The following is a 17,439-nucleotide window of genomic DNA, read 5'->3' on the forward strand; positions in this document are numbered from 1 at the left end:
GCGGATCTATATGATGAACAAAATGAAAACGAACAATTTCTTAAATACAATGGGCATGGTATTTTCCGCTCTTATCGATGCAAAAGCTGTTGCTTCTACATTAAACAAGTAAGGAGAATTTATAATGAATAACATGACTTTTAACAAATTAGATTTTTTAGGACTAGCTAGCGGCTCGATTCTTCTTACTGCTTTCATTTACGCTGCTACGCTTATATAACTTTGTGTCCCCTTTCCCCTTTATATAAATAATAATAGAAAAGACGACCGTCTATGCCCGGTCGTCTTTTCTTACTTTTAATTTGGCTGTAAAACTTCCTTTAGTTCTTCAAACTTTGCATTTAATTCATCTGTCATCATTTTCATAGCCGTTTTTCGATCTATTTGTTCTTCAGCATCAATTTGAATTGGATCTCCAAAAACTAATTGTGCTTTTTTTCCTTTTATCAATTCTTTTACACTTGATGGGCCAACATAAGCGGCCGGTATTAACGGAACGTTAGAACGCATTGCAATCGTAACAGCCCCAGCTTTTAATGAAACGTCTTCTGATGATCTCGTCCCACTTGGGAAAATCCCTACTACTTTTCCTTCTTTTAATAAACGCGATGGAATTTTCAATGTGCTTGGCCCTGGATTCGCACGGTCTACAGGGAATGCATTTACATTTTTAAAAAACCAATTTTTAAATTTCCCTTCAAACAATTCTTTTTTTGCCATGTAATGAATTTGGGTTGGGTACATTCCTGCTGCTAACATTAAAACGTCCATAAAGCTTGTATGTGTGCAAGCAACAACGTAAGGGCCACCTTCTGGTAATTTCTCTCTCCCTTGTACTTCTACTTTCCCAGCCGTTTTAAATATATATTTCAACGAAAATGTAATTAGTTTATACATTTGTTTCGTTCCTTTCTGAATATCCGAAGTATAATCATTTTCTTATAACGATTATAACACTAAGTTTTAGGAGTTGGTAATAAAAATAAGTATTTATTGTTAAATTTCAATTCTTACAAAAGTGTAATTTTCTTGTAAGCTAATTCGATATTGACTCCCTCCACTATCTTATACAATTAAGTCAGAAAGTAACAACAACCATTTGAAAAGGAGCGGATCTATATGATGAACAAAATGAAAACGAACAATTTCTTAAATACAATGGGCATGGTATTTTCCGCTCTTATCGATGCAAAAGCTGTTGCTTCTACATTAAACAAGTAAGGAGAATTTATAATGAATAACATAACTTTTAACAAATTAGATTTTTTAGGCCTAGCTAGCGGCTCGATTCTTCTTACTGCTTTTATTTACGCTGCTACGCTTATATAAACTTTGTGTCCCCTTTCCCCTTTATCCCGCTATTTGCGGGCAGTAAGACTCCCACCTCAAAATTCGGCTGTAGCAAAGAAGTTAGGTGAGAGATCMACTGCCCGTAAACGCCCGATTGGTGAGGGCTAATAATCAGTGGGGAATGAACAAAATCCCCACTGATTAAAGTTTCACTTTATATAGAAAAAGACGACCGTCTATGCCGGTCGTCTTTTTAATTTTTTCTTTCCTTCAATTCTTTTAAAAGCTGTATCAGTTCAGCTTGTTGTTTTATATTCTTACGACCATTTCGATTAATTGCTGCAAGCTCGCAGGCAACTCCAGCAGCAAAGAAAAACAATAAACTTTCTAACATGTAAAAATCCTCCAGTTGCCTATTAAACAGCTTGACGCAATTGCTCTTCTTGTAAAACTTGTTTATTTATATTTTCTTCTTTTCTCTGACAAACATTATTACGAATAAGCGCTGCAATAACAAATAATGTTCCTACAATATCAAATGTTGTTATTTTATACCCTTGCATCATCATAATAACTAACGTAGTAATTGGCACAAAGTTAATAAATAAAATACCATTAATTGATGATAAAATTTTCACACCGTAGTTCCAAGCAAGTAGTGCTACGATACCTGGTAATGTCATCATAAATAACAAATCATACTTCACAACAGAAATCGTTCCCATACTTGGAACTGATACATATCCAAGTGAGGTAATGATCATAGTTATAATTCCTGTAACTGCTGTCCCAAATACACAAGTTAATGTTGAATAACGTAATGTTGACCAATCGCTACACGTTTGACCACCCATCGTATAAATAACCCAGCCTACAACACCAACAAATATAAATGCTAGTGAAAACATATCATCTTTCAATGTTAAAAAGAAACTCATATCACCTTTCGTAATAACAAATACAGCCCCTACAAACGCGATAATCATGCTCGTTATCATATACTTCTTCGGCTTTATATTTTTATATCCCCATAAAATACAAATTGAAATCATCGGCATAAGCGCCTCCATAATAGAAGCTACCATTACACCTGATTTTCCCATTAACATTTGTCCTAGAAAAATTAATACATTGTATACGGTAAACGCCATTGTTCCAAAAAAGATGAGTAACTTTCCTCTTCCTTCTAAGCGAAATGCTTTCTTTCCTTCTTTCATTAGCAATAATACAATCAGTACAATTGCTACCGCCCCATAACGAATAAACGAAAAATAAAACGGATCTATGTATTCTAGCGCATGATCAGCAACCGGAAACATCGCTCCCCATGACATACTTGCAATTAAACATGCCAACGCACCTATTATCATTTGACTTCTTCTCACCGCAATCCCTCACTTCTTTCTATTTGCACAAAGAGAATTGTAAAAGAAAAAATATATCACGTAAAATGATTCAAAATGATGTTAACTATCATTTATAATGATAGTTAACATCAAGGGGGAGCATACAATGGAATTACGAGACTTACAAATCTTCCAGAGCGTTGCTGACCGAGGTAGTGTAAGTAGCGCAGCAAAAGAATTAAATTACGTACAATCAAATGTAACAGCACGTATTAAACAGTTAGAAAACGAATTAAAAACACCGCTCTTTTACCGTCATAAACGAGGCATGACTTTAACAGCTGAAGGTAGAAAAATGCTCGTCTATGTTAATAAAATTTTGCAAGATGTTGACGAGCTAAAACAAGTATTTTTAGATGGTGAAACACCATCTGGTATATTAAAAATTGGTACAGTCGAAACAGTAAGTACATTACCTACCATTTTGTCTTCTTACTATAAAAGCTATCCAAATGTCGATTTATCATTACAAGCCGGTCTAACGGAAGAACTTATTAGAGAAGTACTCGATCATCAATTAGATGGTGCTTTTATATCAGGACCAATAAAACACCCACTAATTGAACAATACGATGTTAGTACCGAGAAATTAATGCTTGTTACACAAAATAAAGCTTTTCATATAGAAGAATTTACTACGACGCCCCTACTCGTTTTTAATCAAGGATGTGGGTACCGTTCCAAGCTAGAACGATGGCTTAAAGATGAAGGTTTGCTACCAAAAAGAATTATGGAATTTAACATATTAGAAACAATATTAAACAGTGTTGCACTCGGTCTTGGAATTACACTCGTACCACAGTCTGCCGTTCAGCATCTTTCTACAGCAGGTAAAGTACACTGTCATCCGATTCCCGAGAAATACGGTAGTATTTCAACTGTTTTCATACGCCGTAAAGATAGTTACATGACCAATTCGATGCGAAGCTTTTTAAAAACAATTAAAGAGCATCATCACATCAATATGCTTTAAAAGACATTCTTACACGAATGTCTTTTTTTCTTACAAAAGTGTAAGTCTTCCGTAAGCTAATTCGATAGTTGTAATTCATCCTCTCCCCTATAATTAAGACATGAAGCAGGGCAACAAAAATTCGAAAAGGAGCGGATACGCATGATGAACAAAATGAAAACAAACAAATTTTTCAATACAATGGGCATGGTGCTATCCGCACTTATCGATGCAAAAGCAGTTGCAACTACATTAAACAAATAAGGAGAGATTATAATGAACAACATTACTTTCAACAAATCAGACTTTATCGGACTTGCAAGTGGCGCAGCTCTTCTTACGGCTTTCATTTACGCACTTGCTCAAAGTCTTGTTTAACACTTTGTTTCCCCAACCCCCTTTATATAGAAAAGGCTGCTCGTCTTATAGACAAGCAGCCTTTTAGTTTGTTTCATATATAATTTGGCCTGTTTTGCTTATATCATATCCACCAATTGCTTTTAATTCATTGTGAAACTCTTCAGATTGCAAAATCCCTTTTATAACCTCAATAAGTTCCTCATTTTCTTTATTCTTCAGAAGTACTAAATCATACTGCTCTTTCATTATCGGAATAAAGTCTACGTTCACAATTTGGGAAAACTTTTCTGAACCTACCCCAACATCAGCTTTTCCATTCGCGACTTGCGAGGCAACACCAAGATGATTCGATTCTTCCCATTCATACCCGTTAATATCTTTACTTAATTTTTGAATTCGCAATTGCTCATCCACTAACACCCTAATACCAGAACCTTTTTCTCGATTTACAAATCGTATAGATGACTGAGCTAAATCAGCCCATGTTTTTATATTTTGTGGATTCCCTTTTTGCACATAAAACCCAACATTTCTCGCTAATAAATTAATCATAATATATGGTTGTCCAACTAAAATACGTTTTACGTAAGGAACATTATATGTACCTGTTTCGCCATCAAATAAATGCAAACTAACGACGCTTCCTTCTCCTTGGTACATCTTCACTAAACTCGTTAAACTACCTTGATATGCTCTTAATATATTAGAATTTGGCAGACGATTTTCTATATGTTTTGCCAACATATCTAACGTTAGTTCTTGACCACTAATGATGCGTGTATTCGAACTACTAATTTCGTACTTCTTTACAGAAGTAAATTGCACCTTACCTGTTTTCATTTGCTTGATATATTGTTCTAAATCCGCTGCATCAATACGCATTTGTCTACCAACCCTATAAGAAGGAAGTTCTCCTTTTTTAATTAGGTCGTATACAGTTAATTTTGATACTTTTAATCGCTTTGCTACTTCTTCCGTTGTGTAGGAATGATGATCCATAGACGATTCCTCACTTTCTCCCTTCATTGTAACAAAGAAAAGAATATTTCTCCTAGTTTTTAAAAACAACTATATCGTTCAAATTATATTCAATTATAACTAGTTATAATTAGTTATATTTAGTTATAATTAATTTAGTAAACGAAGGGGGATTTTTTATGAACAAATTTATATTACGATCCATTGGGGTACTTATACTTTCTTTTCTTCTTATATTCAGTGTAGCTTGTTCAAGCGAAGAAAAGTCAGCTGCTAAAGAGGGAGAATCAGTGGAGCTGACTATATCAGCGGCTGCAAGTTTACAAGATGCATTAAAAGAAATTGAACAGCAATATAAAGAAAAAGAACCAAACATTAAGCTTTCTTTTAACTTCGGTGCTTCTGGTGCACTTCAACAACAAATTGAACAAGGTGCGCCTGCTGATTTATTCTTCTCTGCAGCAGAAGATAAATTCCAAACCCTTGTTAAAAAAGGATTCATTAATGAAAAAGAAGGGAAAAACCTTCTTGGAAATGAACTAGTTCTAGTCGTTCCACAAGATAGTTCTCTTACAAAATTTCAAGATTTAAAAGATGAGAAAATCAAGAAAATCGCACTTGGTACACCCGAATCCGTACCTGCAGGAAAATATGCAAAAGCTTCTCTCACACATGAAAATCTTTGGAATGACGTTCAAAATAAAATCGTATTTACAAAAGATGTTCGCCAAGTGTTAACATATGTAGAAACAGGTAATGTTGATGCTGGTATTGTATATAAAACAGACGCTCTCGTTTCAGACAAGGTGAAAATTGTAGAGGCGGCAGCGGCTAATTCTCATGAGCAAATCCACTATCCTTTAGGTATTATAAAGGAATCTAAGCATAAGAAAGAGGCGACTTCATTCTATGAATATTTACAGTCAAAAGATGCACAATCTATCTTTAAGAAATATGGATTTACACTCCTGCCATAATTGCTATGAGCTTTGATACAATTCTGTCACCTGTCTTTCTATCTTTACGAGTAGCTGCGTGCGCCACCATTATCGTTACGATTTTGGGAACGATTATTGGACGAGCATTAGCGCGCTCCTCGTGGCGATATAAAGTACTACTAGAAACTATTTTCTTATTACCAATGGTGCTTCCACCAACTGTTATCGGCTTTTTTCTAATTATCATTTTCGGAAATAACAGTCCCATTGGAAAGTGGATTGAATCATTATTTCAGCAGTCCATTATGTTTACATCTACTGCTGCTATCATTGCTTCTACAGTTGTTGCATTTCCGCTCATGTACCAATCAGCAAAAACAGGATTTTCTATCGCAAATGTACAAATTGAAGATGGCGCGCGCGATCTTGGTGCAAGTGAATACCAAGTTTTTCTACATGTCACACTCCCGCTTGCATTTCCTGCGTTACTAAGTGGTATGATTTTAAGCTTTGTTCGCGCACTTGGTGAATTTGGTGCAACTTTAATGTTTGCAGGAAATATACCTGGCAAAACTCAGACGATTCCAACGGCGATTTATATGGCTATTGATGCAAGTAATATGCAACTAGCTTGGACACTTGTAATCATAACGATTAGTATGTCCCTTCTATTCTTACTATGTATTCAACTCATTAATAGCAGAATTACTACTTCTTAAAGCAACTTTCGACAAAAGTTGCTTTTTATTTCCCGAAAAATAAAATGATTTGATTAACGACTGAATTTTACCTCTTATTTAAATATACATTTTATTTGAATTCACTTTCTAAAATAGGTAATTTCCTGTTATTATATGAAAGTGTTTCAAAAAATGAAGAAATGAAAACGCATTTATATCGTGAATTCTTCATCCTGTTTTAGCGATCGGTAATCTTCTACTCTATTAGTGGGGCATTACCGATCGTTAGAACGATATGTAATTATATTGGTATAGAAAACCGAAGGGAGTCTTGTAATGGACATTTTATTAGCGCTTCTTCCTGCAATCGCATGGGGAAACATCTTATTAGTAAGCGTAAAAATGGGCGGTGGTGCATATAGCCAAACGGTAGGTATGACAATCGGTGCTCTATTCTTCGCAACAACTATGTATGTATTTACTCAACCAACTTTAACAATGACAATCTTGATTGTTGGCTTTATTTCAGGTTTATTCTGGGCTTTAGGACAAGTAAACCAATTAAAAACAGTTGAAAAACTAGGTGTTTCAACTACTGTAACTATTTCTACTGGTATGCAACTTGTTGCAACTTCTATCTTTGGCGTTATCGCTTTTCGTGAGTGGACTACTACTACAACGATTGTTCTGGGAACGATTGCAATCCTATTAATCGTAGTTGGTGTTGTATTCACATCACTAGATGATAAAGAAAATGCACAGCCACCAGGACAATTGAAAAAGGGACTTCTTACTTTAATTGTTTCTACTTTCGGTTATCTTGTATATGTAATTATTATTCGTTGGTATAACATTGATGGTTGGTCTGCTATTTTACCACAGGCAGTTGGTATGTTTGTTGGTGCGGTTGTACTGACATCTAAACATAAACCATTTAACAAATATGCAATGCGTAATGCTTTATCTGGTTTACTATGGGGAACAGGAAACTTATTCTTACTTCTTTCATTACCACGTGTTGGAGTGGCAACAAGCTTCCCATTATCTCAAACTGGAATCGTTATCTCAACATTCGGTGCGATTGTCTTCTTAGGTGAAAAGAAAACAAAACGTCAATTGATCTTTATTGCACTAGGTAGTGTTTTAATTATCGGCGGCGCTGTATTGCTTGGTATGACGAAAGCATAAGCTTATAATTTATCAATCCCTGAAGCATAAATGCTTCAGGGATTTTTGATTATAACTATTTTTCAAATATAATAATCTTCATAGCCCTTTTTATATAACCTGCCCTCTCTCCAATTGTATTCCCTCTACTATAAGCCGTTTCTTTTTACAAAATTCTCTTAAAAATGGTATCGTTTTTTATAACATATTCTCATCAGAAAGGAATAAAGGATATGCCTAATAAACATCGAATTTTATTTATTGGTGCCGGTCGTATGGCAGAAGCTATATTTGCTGGACTACTTACAACAAGTAAAGAATACATCGAAGAAATTATTGTTTCCAACCGAAGTAACAGAGAAAAACTAACACAATTACAAACTCAATATGATCTCTCGATTACAACGGATTGGAAGCAGCATATTAAATCTGTAGATACGATTGTTTTAGCAATGCCGCCTTCTGCACATGAAGAGCTATTAGCAGAGTTATCTCCGTTAATATCAAATCAACTTGTTGTAACAGTAGCTGCTGGCATTGGCCCATCTTATTTAGAAGCTAGACTCCCAGAAAACACACCTGTTGCCTGGATTATGCCTAATACAGCTGCTGGCATTGGAAAGTCTATCTCCTTATACACGACGGGAAATTCCGTAGATGAAAGACATCATGAAACGTTACAACTTCTTTTAAAAGGTATTGGTACCTCACAGTTTTGTACCGAAGAGGAAGTTCACCAACTTACCGCAGTTACTGGTAGTGCACCTGCTTTTCTCTATCACTTTGCTGAAGGTTTAATTGAAGCAACGAAAAGCTATGGTATTGATGAGGAAACAGCAAAACACCTTGTCATTCAAATGATTGCTGGCTCTGCCGCTATGCTCCAGCAAAATCAGGATCCAGCTATGCTCCGCGAACAAGTAACAACACCAGGAGGTTCAACGGCTGAAGGCTTAAAAGTTCTATATGAAAATAATTTTTCAGAAGTCATTCAACAAGCAGTTGAAGCGACCAATAAAAAAGCTAGGGGGAATTAATATGACTTTAACAAGTTTAAACGACTATACAACATTACATAACGGCGTGAAAATGCCTTGGTTCGGCTTAGGTGTTTTTAAAGTTGAAGATGGTACAGAAGTAATTGATTCTGTAAAAGCAGCTATAAAAAATGGATACCGTAGCATCGATACTGCTGCCATATATAAAAACGAAGAAGGCGTTGGACAGGCAATTCGCGAATCTGGTATTCCTCGTGAAGAGTTATTCATCACTTCAAAAGTGTGGAATAGTGATCAAGGTTACGAGTCAACATTACAAGCATTTGAAACTACATTAGAAAAATTAGGTCTAGAATATTTAGATCTATACTTAGTGCATTGGCCTGTAAAAGGAAAATACACTGAATCATGGAAAGCTTTAGAGAAACTTTATAAAGACGGTCGTGTTCGTGCTATCGGTGTGAGTAATTTCCATATTCATCATCTGCAAGACGTATTTGAAATTGCAGAAATTAAACCAATGGTTAACCAAGTGGAATACCACCCACGTTTGGCACAAGAAGAACTACATGCTTTCTGTAAAGAACATAGCATTCAACTTGAAGCTTGGTCACCATTAATGCAGGGGCAGCTACTTGATCACCCATCATTACAAGAAATCGCTACAAAATATAATAAATCGACTGCACAAGTTATTTTACGTTGGGATCTACAAAATGAAGTTGTAACAATCCCTAAGTCTATTAAAGAACACCGCATTATTGAAAATGCAAACATCTTCGATTTTGAATTAAGCTCGGATGATATGAAAGCAATTCAAGCTTTAAATGAAAATCATCGCGTTGGTCCAGATCCAGATAACTTTAACTTTTAGTAAGGAAACCACTGCCATATGCAGTGGTTTTTTTATTTTTAATAAAACTGAAAATTTAAACTATATTTCATTCGATTGACACTTCATTATCTAAGGTGTAATATTTTGAATTATCAAAGAAACACAAAAATTAATAAAATTTATTTGTTTACTCATTGTATCAAGAGAGGTGGAGGGACTGGCCCTTTGAAACCTCGGCAGCAGGTTCATTTTGAATACTGTGCCACTTCCTGCAAGCTTTGTGCTTGAAAGATAGAATGAGGGACTTCGTTTATATACGGGTGCATAACTTGTACGTAGAAATCCCTCTTTCTCAATACGAAAAGAGGGATTTTTTGTTTTTCATTTCCCTCATCATCATCCAATCTTATTAACTATTTAGGAGGAAAATCAAATGAAAAAGAAGTTTGTACCCGGTATTGCATCAGTTGTAGGAGTAAGTATTTTATTATCTGGTTGCGGTAGTTATAAAAACGAAGCGAGCGGAGCAAATGCAAAAGATGAGGCACCTAGTAAACAAGTTTTAAACTTATCTTCACCTACTGAGATTCGAACAATGGATACGGCTCGTGCTACAGATACTGATTCTGGTCAGGTAATGAGAAACGTATTTGAAGGTTTATACAATCTTGGCGAAGGTAATAAACCTGTTCCTGGCGCTGCAAAAGCTCATGAAGTGAGTGGCGATAAAACGAAATACACATTCCATTTACGAGATTCAAAATGGTCGAACGGCACACCTGTAACAGCGAAAGATTTTGTCTTCGCTTGGCAAAGAGCTGTTGATCCAGCAACAGCCTCTGAATATGCTTTTTTATTCTTTGATATTAAAAACGCTAAAAAAATTAATAGTAAAGAGCTTCCAGCCGATCAACTTGGTGTAAAAGCAGTTGATGACCATACGTTTGAAGTAGAATTAGAGCGTCCTGTTCCCTATTTTATTAGCTTAACGGCGTTCCCAACATTTCTACCAATCAACGAGGAATTCTTTAAAGCACAAGGTGATAAGTACGCTTTAGAAGATAATAAAATCTTATACAACGGAGCTTTTACACTAAACGATTGGAAGCATGAACAAAGCTTTAAATTTAAGAAAAACCCTACCTATTGGGATAAAGATAATGTCAAACTCGAAGAAATCAATTTCAACGTTGTAAAAGAGAAATCAACGGAAGTAAATTTATTTGAATCTAAACAATTAGACCGTATAAAACTAACATCTGACTTCGTTGATAAATATAAAAAAGATGCTAACTTTAAAGAACGTCCGAACGTAGGCGTACAATTTTTGCGTATGAATCAACAAAACAAAGTACTTCAAAACGTTTCTGCACGCCAAGCAATCGATCAAACAATCGATAGAAAATCCTTTGTAAATACGCTATTAAATGATGGATCTACACCAACTTACGGTCTCGTACCAAAAAACTTTGCAAAGGGATCTGATGGAAAAGACTTCCGTGCTGTAAACGGCGATTTAACAAAAGTTGATACAAAAGCTGCACAAGAATTATGGAAGAAAGCAAAAAAAGAACTTGGTTCTGAAAAGATAACATTAGAATTATTAACTAGTGATGGTGACCTTGAAAAGAAAACTGGTGAGTTCCTAAAAGGACAACTAGAAAAGAATTTAGATGGCTTAACAGTAAATATAAAACCGCAACCACGTAAACAACAAGTTTCACTCTTATTAAAAGGTGATTACGAAATTGGAATTGACGGTTGGAGCCCTGACTTTGCTGATCCAATTACATTCCTTGAATTGTTTACAACGAATAACCCTTACAACTTAGATCATTACTCTAATAAAGAGTTTGATGACACAATTGAAAAGGTTAAAACTACCTTGGCTGGTGATGAAAAAGCTCGCTGGGAAGCGTTACTAGCATCAGAAAAAATATTGTTTAAAGACTCTGTTATCGCTCCTCTTTACCAAAAAGGCGAATCTTATTTAGAGCGATCCTTTGTAAAAGGCATTGTGCAAGTAGACTTTGCTGGTCAATTAAACTTCAAATGGGCAAAAATTGAAAAATAAAGTGAAACTTTAATCAGTGGGGGATCAACTGCCCGTTAATGCGGGATAAAATGCAATTTGGATCATCGTGTTCCCACCCACACCCATTGTTTTTTTAGCAAAATATATTAAAAGCAGATTCCCTAATACGAGGAAATCTGCTTTTTTAATATATTATTCCAAGAAATTAACACTCCACTTTTTATTATTGACATATAGTTCTCTCCAGTGTTAATATTCTAAATAATCAAAGAAACGAAATATTTTACCATCAAAATGTAATGTCTACTAAGTTGAAACATATAACGATAGATTATAGTTCAACTTGTATATACATATAGAACACCCGATTACCTATATACACATATTTATAATAGGTTTTCTCTTCTTCTATAGCTACACTTCAAGACATGGACATTATGACGTTACGAACAACACATTTAGGGAGGAAAGAACAATGAAGAAAAAAGTTGTACCTGTTGTTGCATCTGTTTTAGGGGCAAGTCTACTACTAACAGCTTGCGGAGGAAATAAAGATAATGCAAGCGGAGCGAAAGCAAACGATAAAGCACCTAATAAACAAGCGATTAACTTATCATTTGCTTCAGAAATTCCAACAATGGATGTTGCAAAAGCAACGGACGGGGAATCCATGAATGTAATGCGAAATGTTTTTGAAGGTTTATATGCAATGGGAGAAGATAATACACCGATTCCTGGTGTTGCTGAGTCGGTTGACATTAGTCCAGATAAAACAAAGTATACTTTCCATCTTCGTGATTCGAAATGGTCAAACGGTACTCCTGTTACAGCAAAAGACTTTGTCTTCGCTTGGCAACGTGCCGTAAATCCTGAAACAGCTGCCGAATATGCATTCTTATTCTTCGATATAAAGAATGCAAAACAAATAAATCAAAAAGAAGCAGCGATCGATCAATTAGGTGTTAAAGCTCTTGATGATAAAACTGTAGAAGTACAACTGGAGCGACCTGTTCCCTACTTCTTAAGCTTAACGACATTTTCAACATTCTTACCAATTAATGAAGAGTATTTAAAATCTCAAGGTGATAAATACGGTTTAGAAACGAAGCATCTAATTTACAACGGGGCTTTCACATTAGATAACTGGAAACATGAACAAAGCTTCCAATTGAAGAAGAACCCTAACTATCGGGATGCTAAAACTGTAAAACTAGAAGAAATCAACTTCAATGTCGTTAAAGATAAGTCTACAGAAGTTAACTTATATGATTCAGGACAAATTGATCGTGTTGCTTTAACTGCGGAGTTTGTTGATAAGTATAAGAACGATTCAAACTTCAAGGAACGCGCTGAAGTAGGTATTCAATTCTTACGACTGAATCAAAAAAATACAGTATTAAAGAATCAACATGCACGTCTTGCTATTAACGAAGCGATGAATAAGAAAGCTTACGTAGAAACAATTTTAAATAACGGTGCAATCCCAGCAGAAGGAATGGTTCCTGCGAAATTCGCAAAAAGTCCAGACGGTAATGACTTCCGTAAAGAGAATGGAAATCTAGTAAAAGATGATGTGAAATCTGCAAAAGAAAACTGGAAAAAAGCGAAACAAGAACTTGGTACTGACAAAGTAACAATTGAACTATTAACAAGTGATAATGCTTTAGCTAAAAAGACTGGTGAATATTTAAAAGGTGAATTAGAAAAGAATCTAGATGGATTAACAGTGAACTTAAAGCCTCAACCACGTAAACAACAGTTAAAACTACTATTAAGTGGTGATTACGAAATCGGAATCGATGGCTGGGGCCCTGACTTCGCGGATCCTATTACATTCTTAGATCTATTCACAACAGATAGTGCTTATAACTTCGATAAATACTCTAACAAAGAGTACGACGAGCTTATTCGTAAAGTAAAAACTGATTTAGCTGGTGATGAAAAAGCACGCTTTGAAGCAATGAAGCAAGCTGAAAAAATCTTATTACAAGATGGTGCTGTCGCTCCTTTATACCAACAAGGCCGTTCTTACTTACAACGCGGATTTATTAAAGGACTTGTAACAACTGACTTCGGCGGTGAATTTAACTACAAGTGGACAGAAGTTGCAAAATAACAAACGCTAGTAAAAAAGGTATCCACATGAAGGATACCTTTTTTACTTTATACGTCTTTAGCTACAAAACCTCTTCCCTTTACTATTCCTTTTATACCTATAGCGATTCCCGCTACCAATTATGTAACTAGTATAATAAATAATAACGAAATAATATTTTTCTCTAAATTAACTCCACCAAATATTATTGTGTAATAACCATTCGCTGCGTATGTTGCGGGAAATAACCCCGAACGGCAAACCTGTTTTTCCAATGCAGTGATAAATACATATGTATTAATACTAAGAAGACTAAAAGGACGATTATCAACTCTCTTCATAGCTCTCTTTTTGTATTGAACCAAAACTCATCATAAATATAACCATAAACATCAAATATGTTCTCCACGTCAAAGAAGGTATATGCCCTGACCAAAGATAGCTAATTAAATAGTTAATTCCCATAATACAAGACGATACTACTAAATTAATACTTATTAGTTTTACATATTCGAGCATATCTTTTCTCCTTACTTTTTAATTTTCTATTTCTTCAAATTGCAGATTCACCGGCTCTTCTAGGAGTGTTTCATAAAAGTTTTCTGCCAAATCTGTTGAAGGAATTTTTTCATCCACTTCATCAAATCGAATACTATCTAGCCACACACAACCTTCTCCTGATAATAAAACACCAAATGCAATACCAAGTGCTTCTTCTTTTATATCTAATACAACCGAGTACGATTGCCAGTTATTCGTATTTTTGATTGGGCGATTTTGCATGTTATCCATAGCAAGTGGCTCTGTATCTTTTCCATCTACTCGCATCCATAATCCCGCCCAGTCTCTTACACTCTCACTCTTAATAAATGCTGTTAAACGTAATCTCTTACCTACATATTTATCCGCTCGGAACATTTGCATTAATGTTGAAAACCCTCCGTGTGTAACATTCTCTTTTCCTTTTATATATGCAGATACTTTTCCTTGATGAACAACTTCGTAATCTAAACCCATCTCATATTCAGCAGGATGACTTCCACTTAATACCCATCCTTTCGGTATACCTTTTTCCATTGAAACGCCCTCTCTTTCTATATAAAATGACTGGAAGTACTTCCGATATTTTTTTGGTGGTAATTGAAACATTCTTTTAAAAGCTCTAGTAAATGCCTCTTGTGAGGAAAAGCCATATTGCACTGCAATATCAATGACTGCTCTTTCAGTCGATACTAAAGCCTGTGCAGCATGAGTTAATCTTCTCTTACGAACATAATCCGTTACACTCATCCCGATATAACTTTGAAAAATACGATGAAAATGGTACATCGATACTGCACCGTGAAATGCCACTCTTTCTGTTGTAAGCTCTTCATGTAAATGATTCTCTATATATTCAATCGCTTTTTTTATCATCTCTTTATATTCTTCATGCATTTCAGTACCTCCTTACAACTTCAATTTACCATATACATACAAATCATTTTTGATTTAAATTGCGGATTAACCCTTAAAGCTATGAGAAAATAATTTATTTTCAACACATACATAATTACATGGAATTGGGAAAAACTTGTATAGAAAGAAGTTACATAAGGAGGAATTTATAATGAGAATTTTACTATCAGCTTTATTAGCTCTTATGCTAGTACCTGCATTAACAGGATGTAAAGCTCCTGCAAAAGAAGATACAACTTCTAATAAAAAGACAACTGAAGAAGCAAAAAATGAGGCTCCTGCAGATTTAAAACTAAACTTTAATGAATTTGATTTAAAAGCAGACTATCAAGATACGAAGAAAGACTACGAAGCTGATTATAAAAATGTAGCCGCGGATAAGAAAATGGAAGCAAAAATTGAAGACCATAAAACAGATGTAAAGTTCACAGGTGACGAGGCTATTACGAAATTAAGCCCTCTTCTACAAGAGCTGAAATTTAATAAAGATACTCCTGACCAAGAAGTAATCGATCAAGTAGTAAATGTGTTCAAACTTGATAAAGACTACCAAAAATTCGATTTAGAAGTTGTCTTTTCTGATGGAACGAAAAAAGAATATAAACGCGAAATAAAATAAAGAAGTAGGCGGTTGCCTACTTCTTTATTTTTGCATATCTTAAATCTGGCTTAGATCCAACATAATATTGAAGTCCAGATACTGATCCTTTTTGTAAATAGGAATCAGAAGGGAATATAACTGGAATTAACGGTGAATCTGTAAACATAATATCTTCTGCTTTATGCAGTAAGTCAAAGCGCTTATCTTCATTTTGTTCAACTTCTGCTTCTTTTACTAAAGCATCAAATTCTTTATTATGCCATTTTGCATAGTTATTCGGACCATCACCTGCATATAAATCTAGTTTAGTAAGTGGATCTAATAGAGAGCCGCCCCATCCCATATAAGCTAATTGGAAATCACTTTGCTTATATGTGTCGATGTAACTCTTCCACTCTTTATTTTCTAATTTAATATCTACACCAAGATTTTTCTTAAACATTTCTTGCATTGCTTCTGCTACTTTTTTATGTTGTGTATCTGTAGTGAATTTTAATGTTACTTCAGGTAATGTAGACCAGCCTTGTTCTTTCATACCTTMTTCTAGTAATTTTTTCGCTTCCGCTGAATCGAATTTTACGTAATCACCTTTTTCTTTACGGAAATCACGACCACCTTGTGTTTTTGCCCCTTCTGGAACGAATGCATATGCTTCCTGTGCATTATTTTTATACAGTTTTTCAACGATAAACTTACGATCAACCGCTAATGAAAATGCTTTACGTACTTTCGCATTTGTAAACGGCTCTTTTTCTACGTTAAACGAATAAATATAAGATGAGAATCCTGCAACGCGCTTATATTCTTTGTTTCCTTTTTCTTTTTCAATCATCTCTTGTGGTAAGCTACTTAGCAAATCTAATTCTTTTGATTTGTACAATTGGTACGCTGTTTTAGAATCTGGAATAATACGAAACTCAATTTCTTTTAATGTTACCTTTTTATCATAGTATTCTTTATTTTTTTGTACTGTAATAGCTTGGTTATGCTTCCATTCTTTTAACGTGAATGGTCCGTTCGTAATTAACTCTTTTGGATCCGTTTTTAATTTATTATTATCATCAATTGATTTTTTAGATAATGGAATAAATAATGAACTTGCTAATTTTTGTTTAATAGAAGCAACTGGGTGCTCAAGTGTTACCTTTAATGTTTGAGGATCAACGACTTGAATACCAACTTGTCCTTCTTCACCTTTTCCAGTATTATATGCCTCTGCTCCTTTAATAAAATACATTTCTGTCGCATTCATAGAACCTGTTTTCGGGTTTAATAATCGCTTCCATGCGAACTCAAAATCATTTGCTGTAATAGAAGAGCCATCTGACCATTTAATATCTTTCTTTAAATGAATTGTATATTCAGTTCCATCCGCATTTACTTCTTCTTTCTCCGCCAATTCATTTTGATATTTCCCATCACTATCTTGCGTATATAAACTTGAAAACAACTGCCCAATTACATAACCTGACGTGCTATCTGTCGCAATAGCGGAATCAAGTGTATATGGATCACTACTAATATTCGTTACTAATCGATCTCCTTCCCCCTTACCAGCACTTGCCTTTTGCGTCTCTTTCTTACCGCAAGCGACAGAAGTTATTGCTAAAACAGTCATAATGACAAACAGTAAAAACTTCTTCATC

The 17,439-nt window shown here is 34.9% G+C and carries 19 protein-coding genes, 1 pseudogene and 1 riboswitch; of the genes and pseudogenes, 12 read left to right on the top strand and 8 right to left on the bottom strand.

Annotation, left to right across the window (positions count from 1 at the left end; translation table 11 throughout):
* The first annotated feature begins 124 nt into the window (after positions 1-124).
* Positions 125-220: a DUF3948 family protein gene (locus tag AC1DTM_RS04420; protein ID WP_002124767.1), complete on the top strand. Its 96-nt coding sequence runs from the start codon at positions 125-127 to the stop codon at positions 218-220.
* Between the two features lie 77 nt (positions 221-297).
* Here the strand turns inward: AC1DTM_RS04420 and AC1DTM_RS04425 are convergent, their stop codons facing one another.
* Positions 298-897 (bottom strand): lysophospholipid acyltransferase family protein, encoded by a 600-nt coding sequence (locus tag AC1DTM_RS04425; RefSeq protein WP_016103340.1) that lies wholly within the window; start codon positions 895-897, stop codon positions 298-300.
* A 336-nt stretch (positions 898-1,233) separates the two neighbouring features.
* On the opposite strand from AC1DTM_RS04425, the gene AC1DTM_RS04430 reads away from it, so the two are divergent.
* On the top strand, positions 1,234-1,329 hold the full coding sequence (locus AC1DTM_RS04430) for a DUF3948 family protein (RefSeq protein WP_078173584.1): 96 nt from the start codon (positions 1,234-1,236) through the stop codon (positions 1,327-1,329).
* A gap of 214 nt (positions 1,330-1,543) precedes the next feature.
* Here AC1DTM_RS04430 and AC1DTM_RS04435 read toward each other — a convergent pair whose 3' ends face one another.
* On the bottom strand, positions 1,544-1,684 hold the full coding sequence (locus AC1DTM_RS04435; protein WP_002151322.1) for a YrzO family protein: 141 nt from the start codon (positions 1,682-1,684) through the stop codon (positions 1,544-1,546).
* A 22-nt stretch (positions 1,685-1,706) separates the two neighbouring features.
* Positions 1,707-2,675 carry a DMT family transporter gene (locus AC1DTM_RS04440; RefSeq protein ID WP_088098634.1) on the bottom strand — a complete coding sequence of 323 codons (969 nt, stop codon included), beginning with the start codon at positions 2,673-2,675 and terminating at the stop codon, positions 1,707-1,709.
* Between the two features lie 127 nt (positions 2,676-2,802).
* Here AC1DTM_RS04440 and AC1DTM_RS04445 point away from each other — a divergent pair, with 127 nt between their 5' ends.
* Positions 2,803-3,669 carry a LysR family transcriptional regulator gene (locus AC1DTM_RS04445; protein ID WP_016103332.1) on the top strand — a complete coding sequence of 289 codons (867 nt, stop codon included), beginning with the start codon at positions 2,803-2,805 and terminating at the stop codon, positions 3,667-3,669.
* A gap of 255 nt (positions 3,670-3,924) precedes the next feature.
* Complete coding sequence (locus tag AC1DTM_RS04450; RefSeq protein WP_016103331.1) at positions 3,925-4,026, top strand: DUF3948 family protein; 102 nt, start codon at positions 3,925-3,927, stop codon at positions 4,024-4,026.
* A gap of 63 nt (positions 4,027-4,089) precedes the next feature.
* Here AC1DTM_RS04450 and AC1DTM_RS04455 read toward each other — a convergent pair whose 3' ends face one another.
* Positions 4,090-5,034, bottom strand: coding sequence for a substrate-binding domain-containing protein (locus AC1DTM_RS04455; protein ID WP_033710535.1), 945 nt, complete (start codon positions 5,032-5,034; stop codon positions 4,090-4,092).
* A gap of 131 nt (positions 5,035-5,165) precedes the next feature.
* Here AC1DTM_RS04455 and modA point away from each other — a divergent pair, with 131 nt between their 5' ends.
* The 7 genes from modA (at position 5,166) to AC1DTM_RS04490 (ending at position 13,755) form a co-directional block, all read left to right on the top strand.
* Positions 5,166-5,963: a molybdate ABC transporter substrate-binding protein gene (modA, locus tag AC1DTM_RS04460; protein WP_088098632.1), complete on the top strand. Its 798-nt coding sequence runs from the start codon at positions 5,166-5,168 to the stop codon at positions 5,961-5,963.
* A 5-nt stretch (positions 5,964-5,968) separates the two neighbouring features.
* A complete protein-coding gene (gene modB, locus AC1DTM_RS04465; protein WP_002151307.1) occupies positions 5,969-6,643 on the top strand; it encodes a molybdate ABC transporter permease subunit in 675 nt (224 codons plus the stop codon).
* 297 nt (positions 6,644-6,940) lie between these two features.
* Complete coding sequence (locus tag AC1DTM_RS04470; protein WP_016103329.1) at positions 6,941-7,792, top strand: GRP family sugar transporter; 852 nt, start codon at positions 6,941-6,943, stop codon at positions 7,790-7,792.
* A gap of 212 nt (positions 7,793-8,004) precedes the next feature.
* The gene (gene proC, locus AC1DTM_RS04475) at positions 8,005-8,808 is read left to right on the top strand and encodes a pyrroline-5-carboxylate reductase (RefSeq protein WP_002113376.1); all 804 of its coding nucleotides are present in this window, start codon (positions 8,005-8,007) and stop codon (positions 8,806-8,808) included.
* Position 8,809: 1 nt separating this feature from the next.
* Complete coding sequence (locus tag AC1DTM_RS04480; RefSeq protein ID WP_016103328.1) at positions 8,810-9,643, top strand: aldo/keto reductase; 834 nt, start codon at positions 8,810-8,812, stop codon at positions 9,641-9,643.
* A gap of 154 nt (positions 9,644-9,797) precedes the next feature.
* Positions 9,798-9,902: riboswitch (SAM riboswitch) on the top strand.
* A gap of 135 nt (positions 9,903-10,037) precedes the next feature.
* Complete coding sequence (locus AC1DTM_RS04485; RefSeq protein ID WP_246907893.1) at positions 10,038-11,678, top strand: peptide ABC transporter substrate-binding protein; 1,641 nt, start codon at positions 10,038-10,040, stop codon at positions 11,676-11,678.
* A 436-nt stretch (positions 11,679-12,114) separates the two neighbouring features.
* Positions 12,115-13,755, top strand: a complete 1,641-nt coding sequence (locus tag AC1DTM_RS04490; protein ID WP_246907891.1) for a peptide ABC transporter substrate-binding protein — start codon at positions 12,115-12,117, stop codon at positions 13,753-13,755.
* Between the two features lie 47 nt (positions 13,756-13,802).
* On the opposite strand, the pseudogene AC1DTM_RS04495 reads toward AC1DTM_RS04490, so the two are convergent.
* From AC1DTM_RS04495 to AC1DTM_RS04505, 3 genes and pseudogenes are all read right to left on the bottom strand, one after another.
* A pseudogene (locus AC1DTM_RS04495) lies at positions 13,803-14,075 on the bottom strand (hypothetical protein).
* Positions 14,062-14,253 carry a hypothetical protein gene (locus AC1DTM_RS04500; RefSeq protein ID WP_199715518.1) on the bottom strand — a complete coding sequence of 64 codons (192 nt, stop codon included), beginning with the start codon at positions 14,251-14,253 and terminating at the stop codon, positions 14,062-14,064. Before AC1DTM_RS04500 ends, AC1DTM_RS04495 begins: the two are co-directional and overlap by 14 nt.
* 18 nt (positions 14,254-14,271) lie before the next feature.
* On the bottom strand, positions 14,272-15,171 hold the full coding sequence (locus AC1DTM_RS04505) for a helix-turn-helix transcriptional regulator (RefSeq protein ID WP_002113371.1): 900 nt from the start codon (positions 15,169-15,171) through the stop codon (positions 14,272-14,274).
* A 172-nt stretch (positions 15,172-15,343) separates the two neighbouring features.
* Between AC1DTM_RS04505 and AC1DTM_RS04510 the strand changes: the two genes are divergently transcribed.
* Entirely contained in the window at positions 15,344-15,811 is a 468-nt protein-coding gene (locus tag AC1DTM_RS04510; protein WP_002113370.1) for a YusW family protein, read from the top strand.
* 16 nt (positions 15,812-15,827) lie between these two features.
* Here AC1DTM_RS04510 and AC1DTM_RS04515 read toward each other — a convergent pair whose 3' ends face one another.
* Complete coding sequence (locus AC1DTM_RS04515; RefSeq protein WP_477000054.1) at positions 15,828-17,438, bottom strand: peptide ABC transporter substrate-binding protein; 1,611 nt, start codon at positions 17,436-17,438, stop codon at positions 15,828-15,830.
* Position 17,439: the final 1 nt, after the last annotated feature.

It is taken from the genome of Bacillus sp. P4_D3, from assembly GCF_056401855.1.

Excerpts from the sequence above, each read along its gene's own strand:
- AC1DTM_RS04490 (WP_246907891.1), top strand. The coding sequence starts at position 12,115 with ATGAAGAAAAAAGTTGTACCTGTTGTTGCATCTGTTTTAGGGGCAAGT.
- AC1DTM_RS04445 (WP_016103332.1), top strand. The coding sequence starts at position 2,803 with ATGGAATTACGAGACTTACAAATCTTCCAGAGCGTTGCTGACCGAGGT.
- proC (WP_002113376.1), top strand. The coding sequence starts at position 8,005 with ATGCCTAATAAACATCGAATTTTATTTATTGGTGCCGGTCGTATGGCA.
- AC1DTM_RS04500 (WP_199715518.1), bottom strand. The coding sequence starts at position 14,253 with ATGCTCGAATATGTAAAACTAATAAGTATTAATTTAGTAGTATCGTCT.
- AC1DTM_RS04450 (WP_016103331.1), top strand. The coding sequence starts at position 3,925 with ATGAACAACATTACTTTCAACAAATCAGACTTTATCGGACTTGCAAGT.
- modA (WP_088098632.1), top strand. The coding sequence starts at position 5,166 with ATGAACAAATTTATATTACGATCCATTGGGGTACTTATACTTTCTTTT.
- AC1DTM_RS04455 (WP_033710535.1), bottom strand. The coding sequence starts at position 5,034 with ATGAAGGGAGAAAGTGAGGAATCGTCTATGGATCATCATTCCTACACA.
- AC1DTM_RS04425 (WP_016103340.1), bottom strand. The coding sequence starts at position 897 with ATGTATAAACTAATTACATTTTCGTTGAAATATATATTTAAAACGGCT.
- modB (WP_002151307.1), top strand. The coding sequence starts at position 5,969 with ATGAGCTTTGATACAATTCTGTCACCTGTCTTTCTATCTTTACGAGTA.
- AC1DTM_RS04470 (WP_016103329.1), top strand. The coding sequence starts at position 6,941 with ATGGACATTTTATTAGCGCTTCTTCCTGCAATCGCATGGGGAAACATC.
- AC1DTM_RS04505 (WP_002113371.1), bottom strand. The coding sequence starts at position 15,171 with ATGCATGAAGAATATAAAGAGATGATAAAAAAAGCGATTGAATATATA.
- AC1DTM_RS04435 (WP_002151322.1), bottom strand. The coding sequence starts at position 1,684 with ATGTTAGAAAGTTTATTGTTTTTCTTTGCTGCTGGAGTTGCCTGCGAG.
- AC1DTM_RS04430 (WP_078173584.1), top strand. The coding sequence starts at position 1,234 with ATGAATAACATAACTTTTAACAAATTAGATTTTTTAGGCCTAGCTAGC.
- AC1DTM_RS04485 (WP_246907893.1), top strand. The coding sequence starts at position 10,038 with ATGAAAAAGAAGTTTGTACCCGGTATTGCATCAGTTGTAGGAGTAAGT.
- AC1DTM_RS04480 (WP_016103328.1), top strand. The coding sequence starts at position 8,810 with ATGACTTTAACAAGTTTAAACGACTATACAACATTACATAACGGCGTG.
- AC1DTM_RS04420 (WP_002124767.1), top strand. The coding sequence starts at position 125 with ATGAATAACATGACTTTTAACAAATTAGATTTTTTAGGACTAGCTAGC.
- AC1DTM_RS04510 (WP_002113370.1), top strand. The coding sequence starts at position 15,344 with ATGAGAATTTTACTATCAGCTTTATTAGCTCTTATGCTAGTACCTGCA.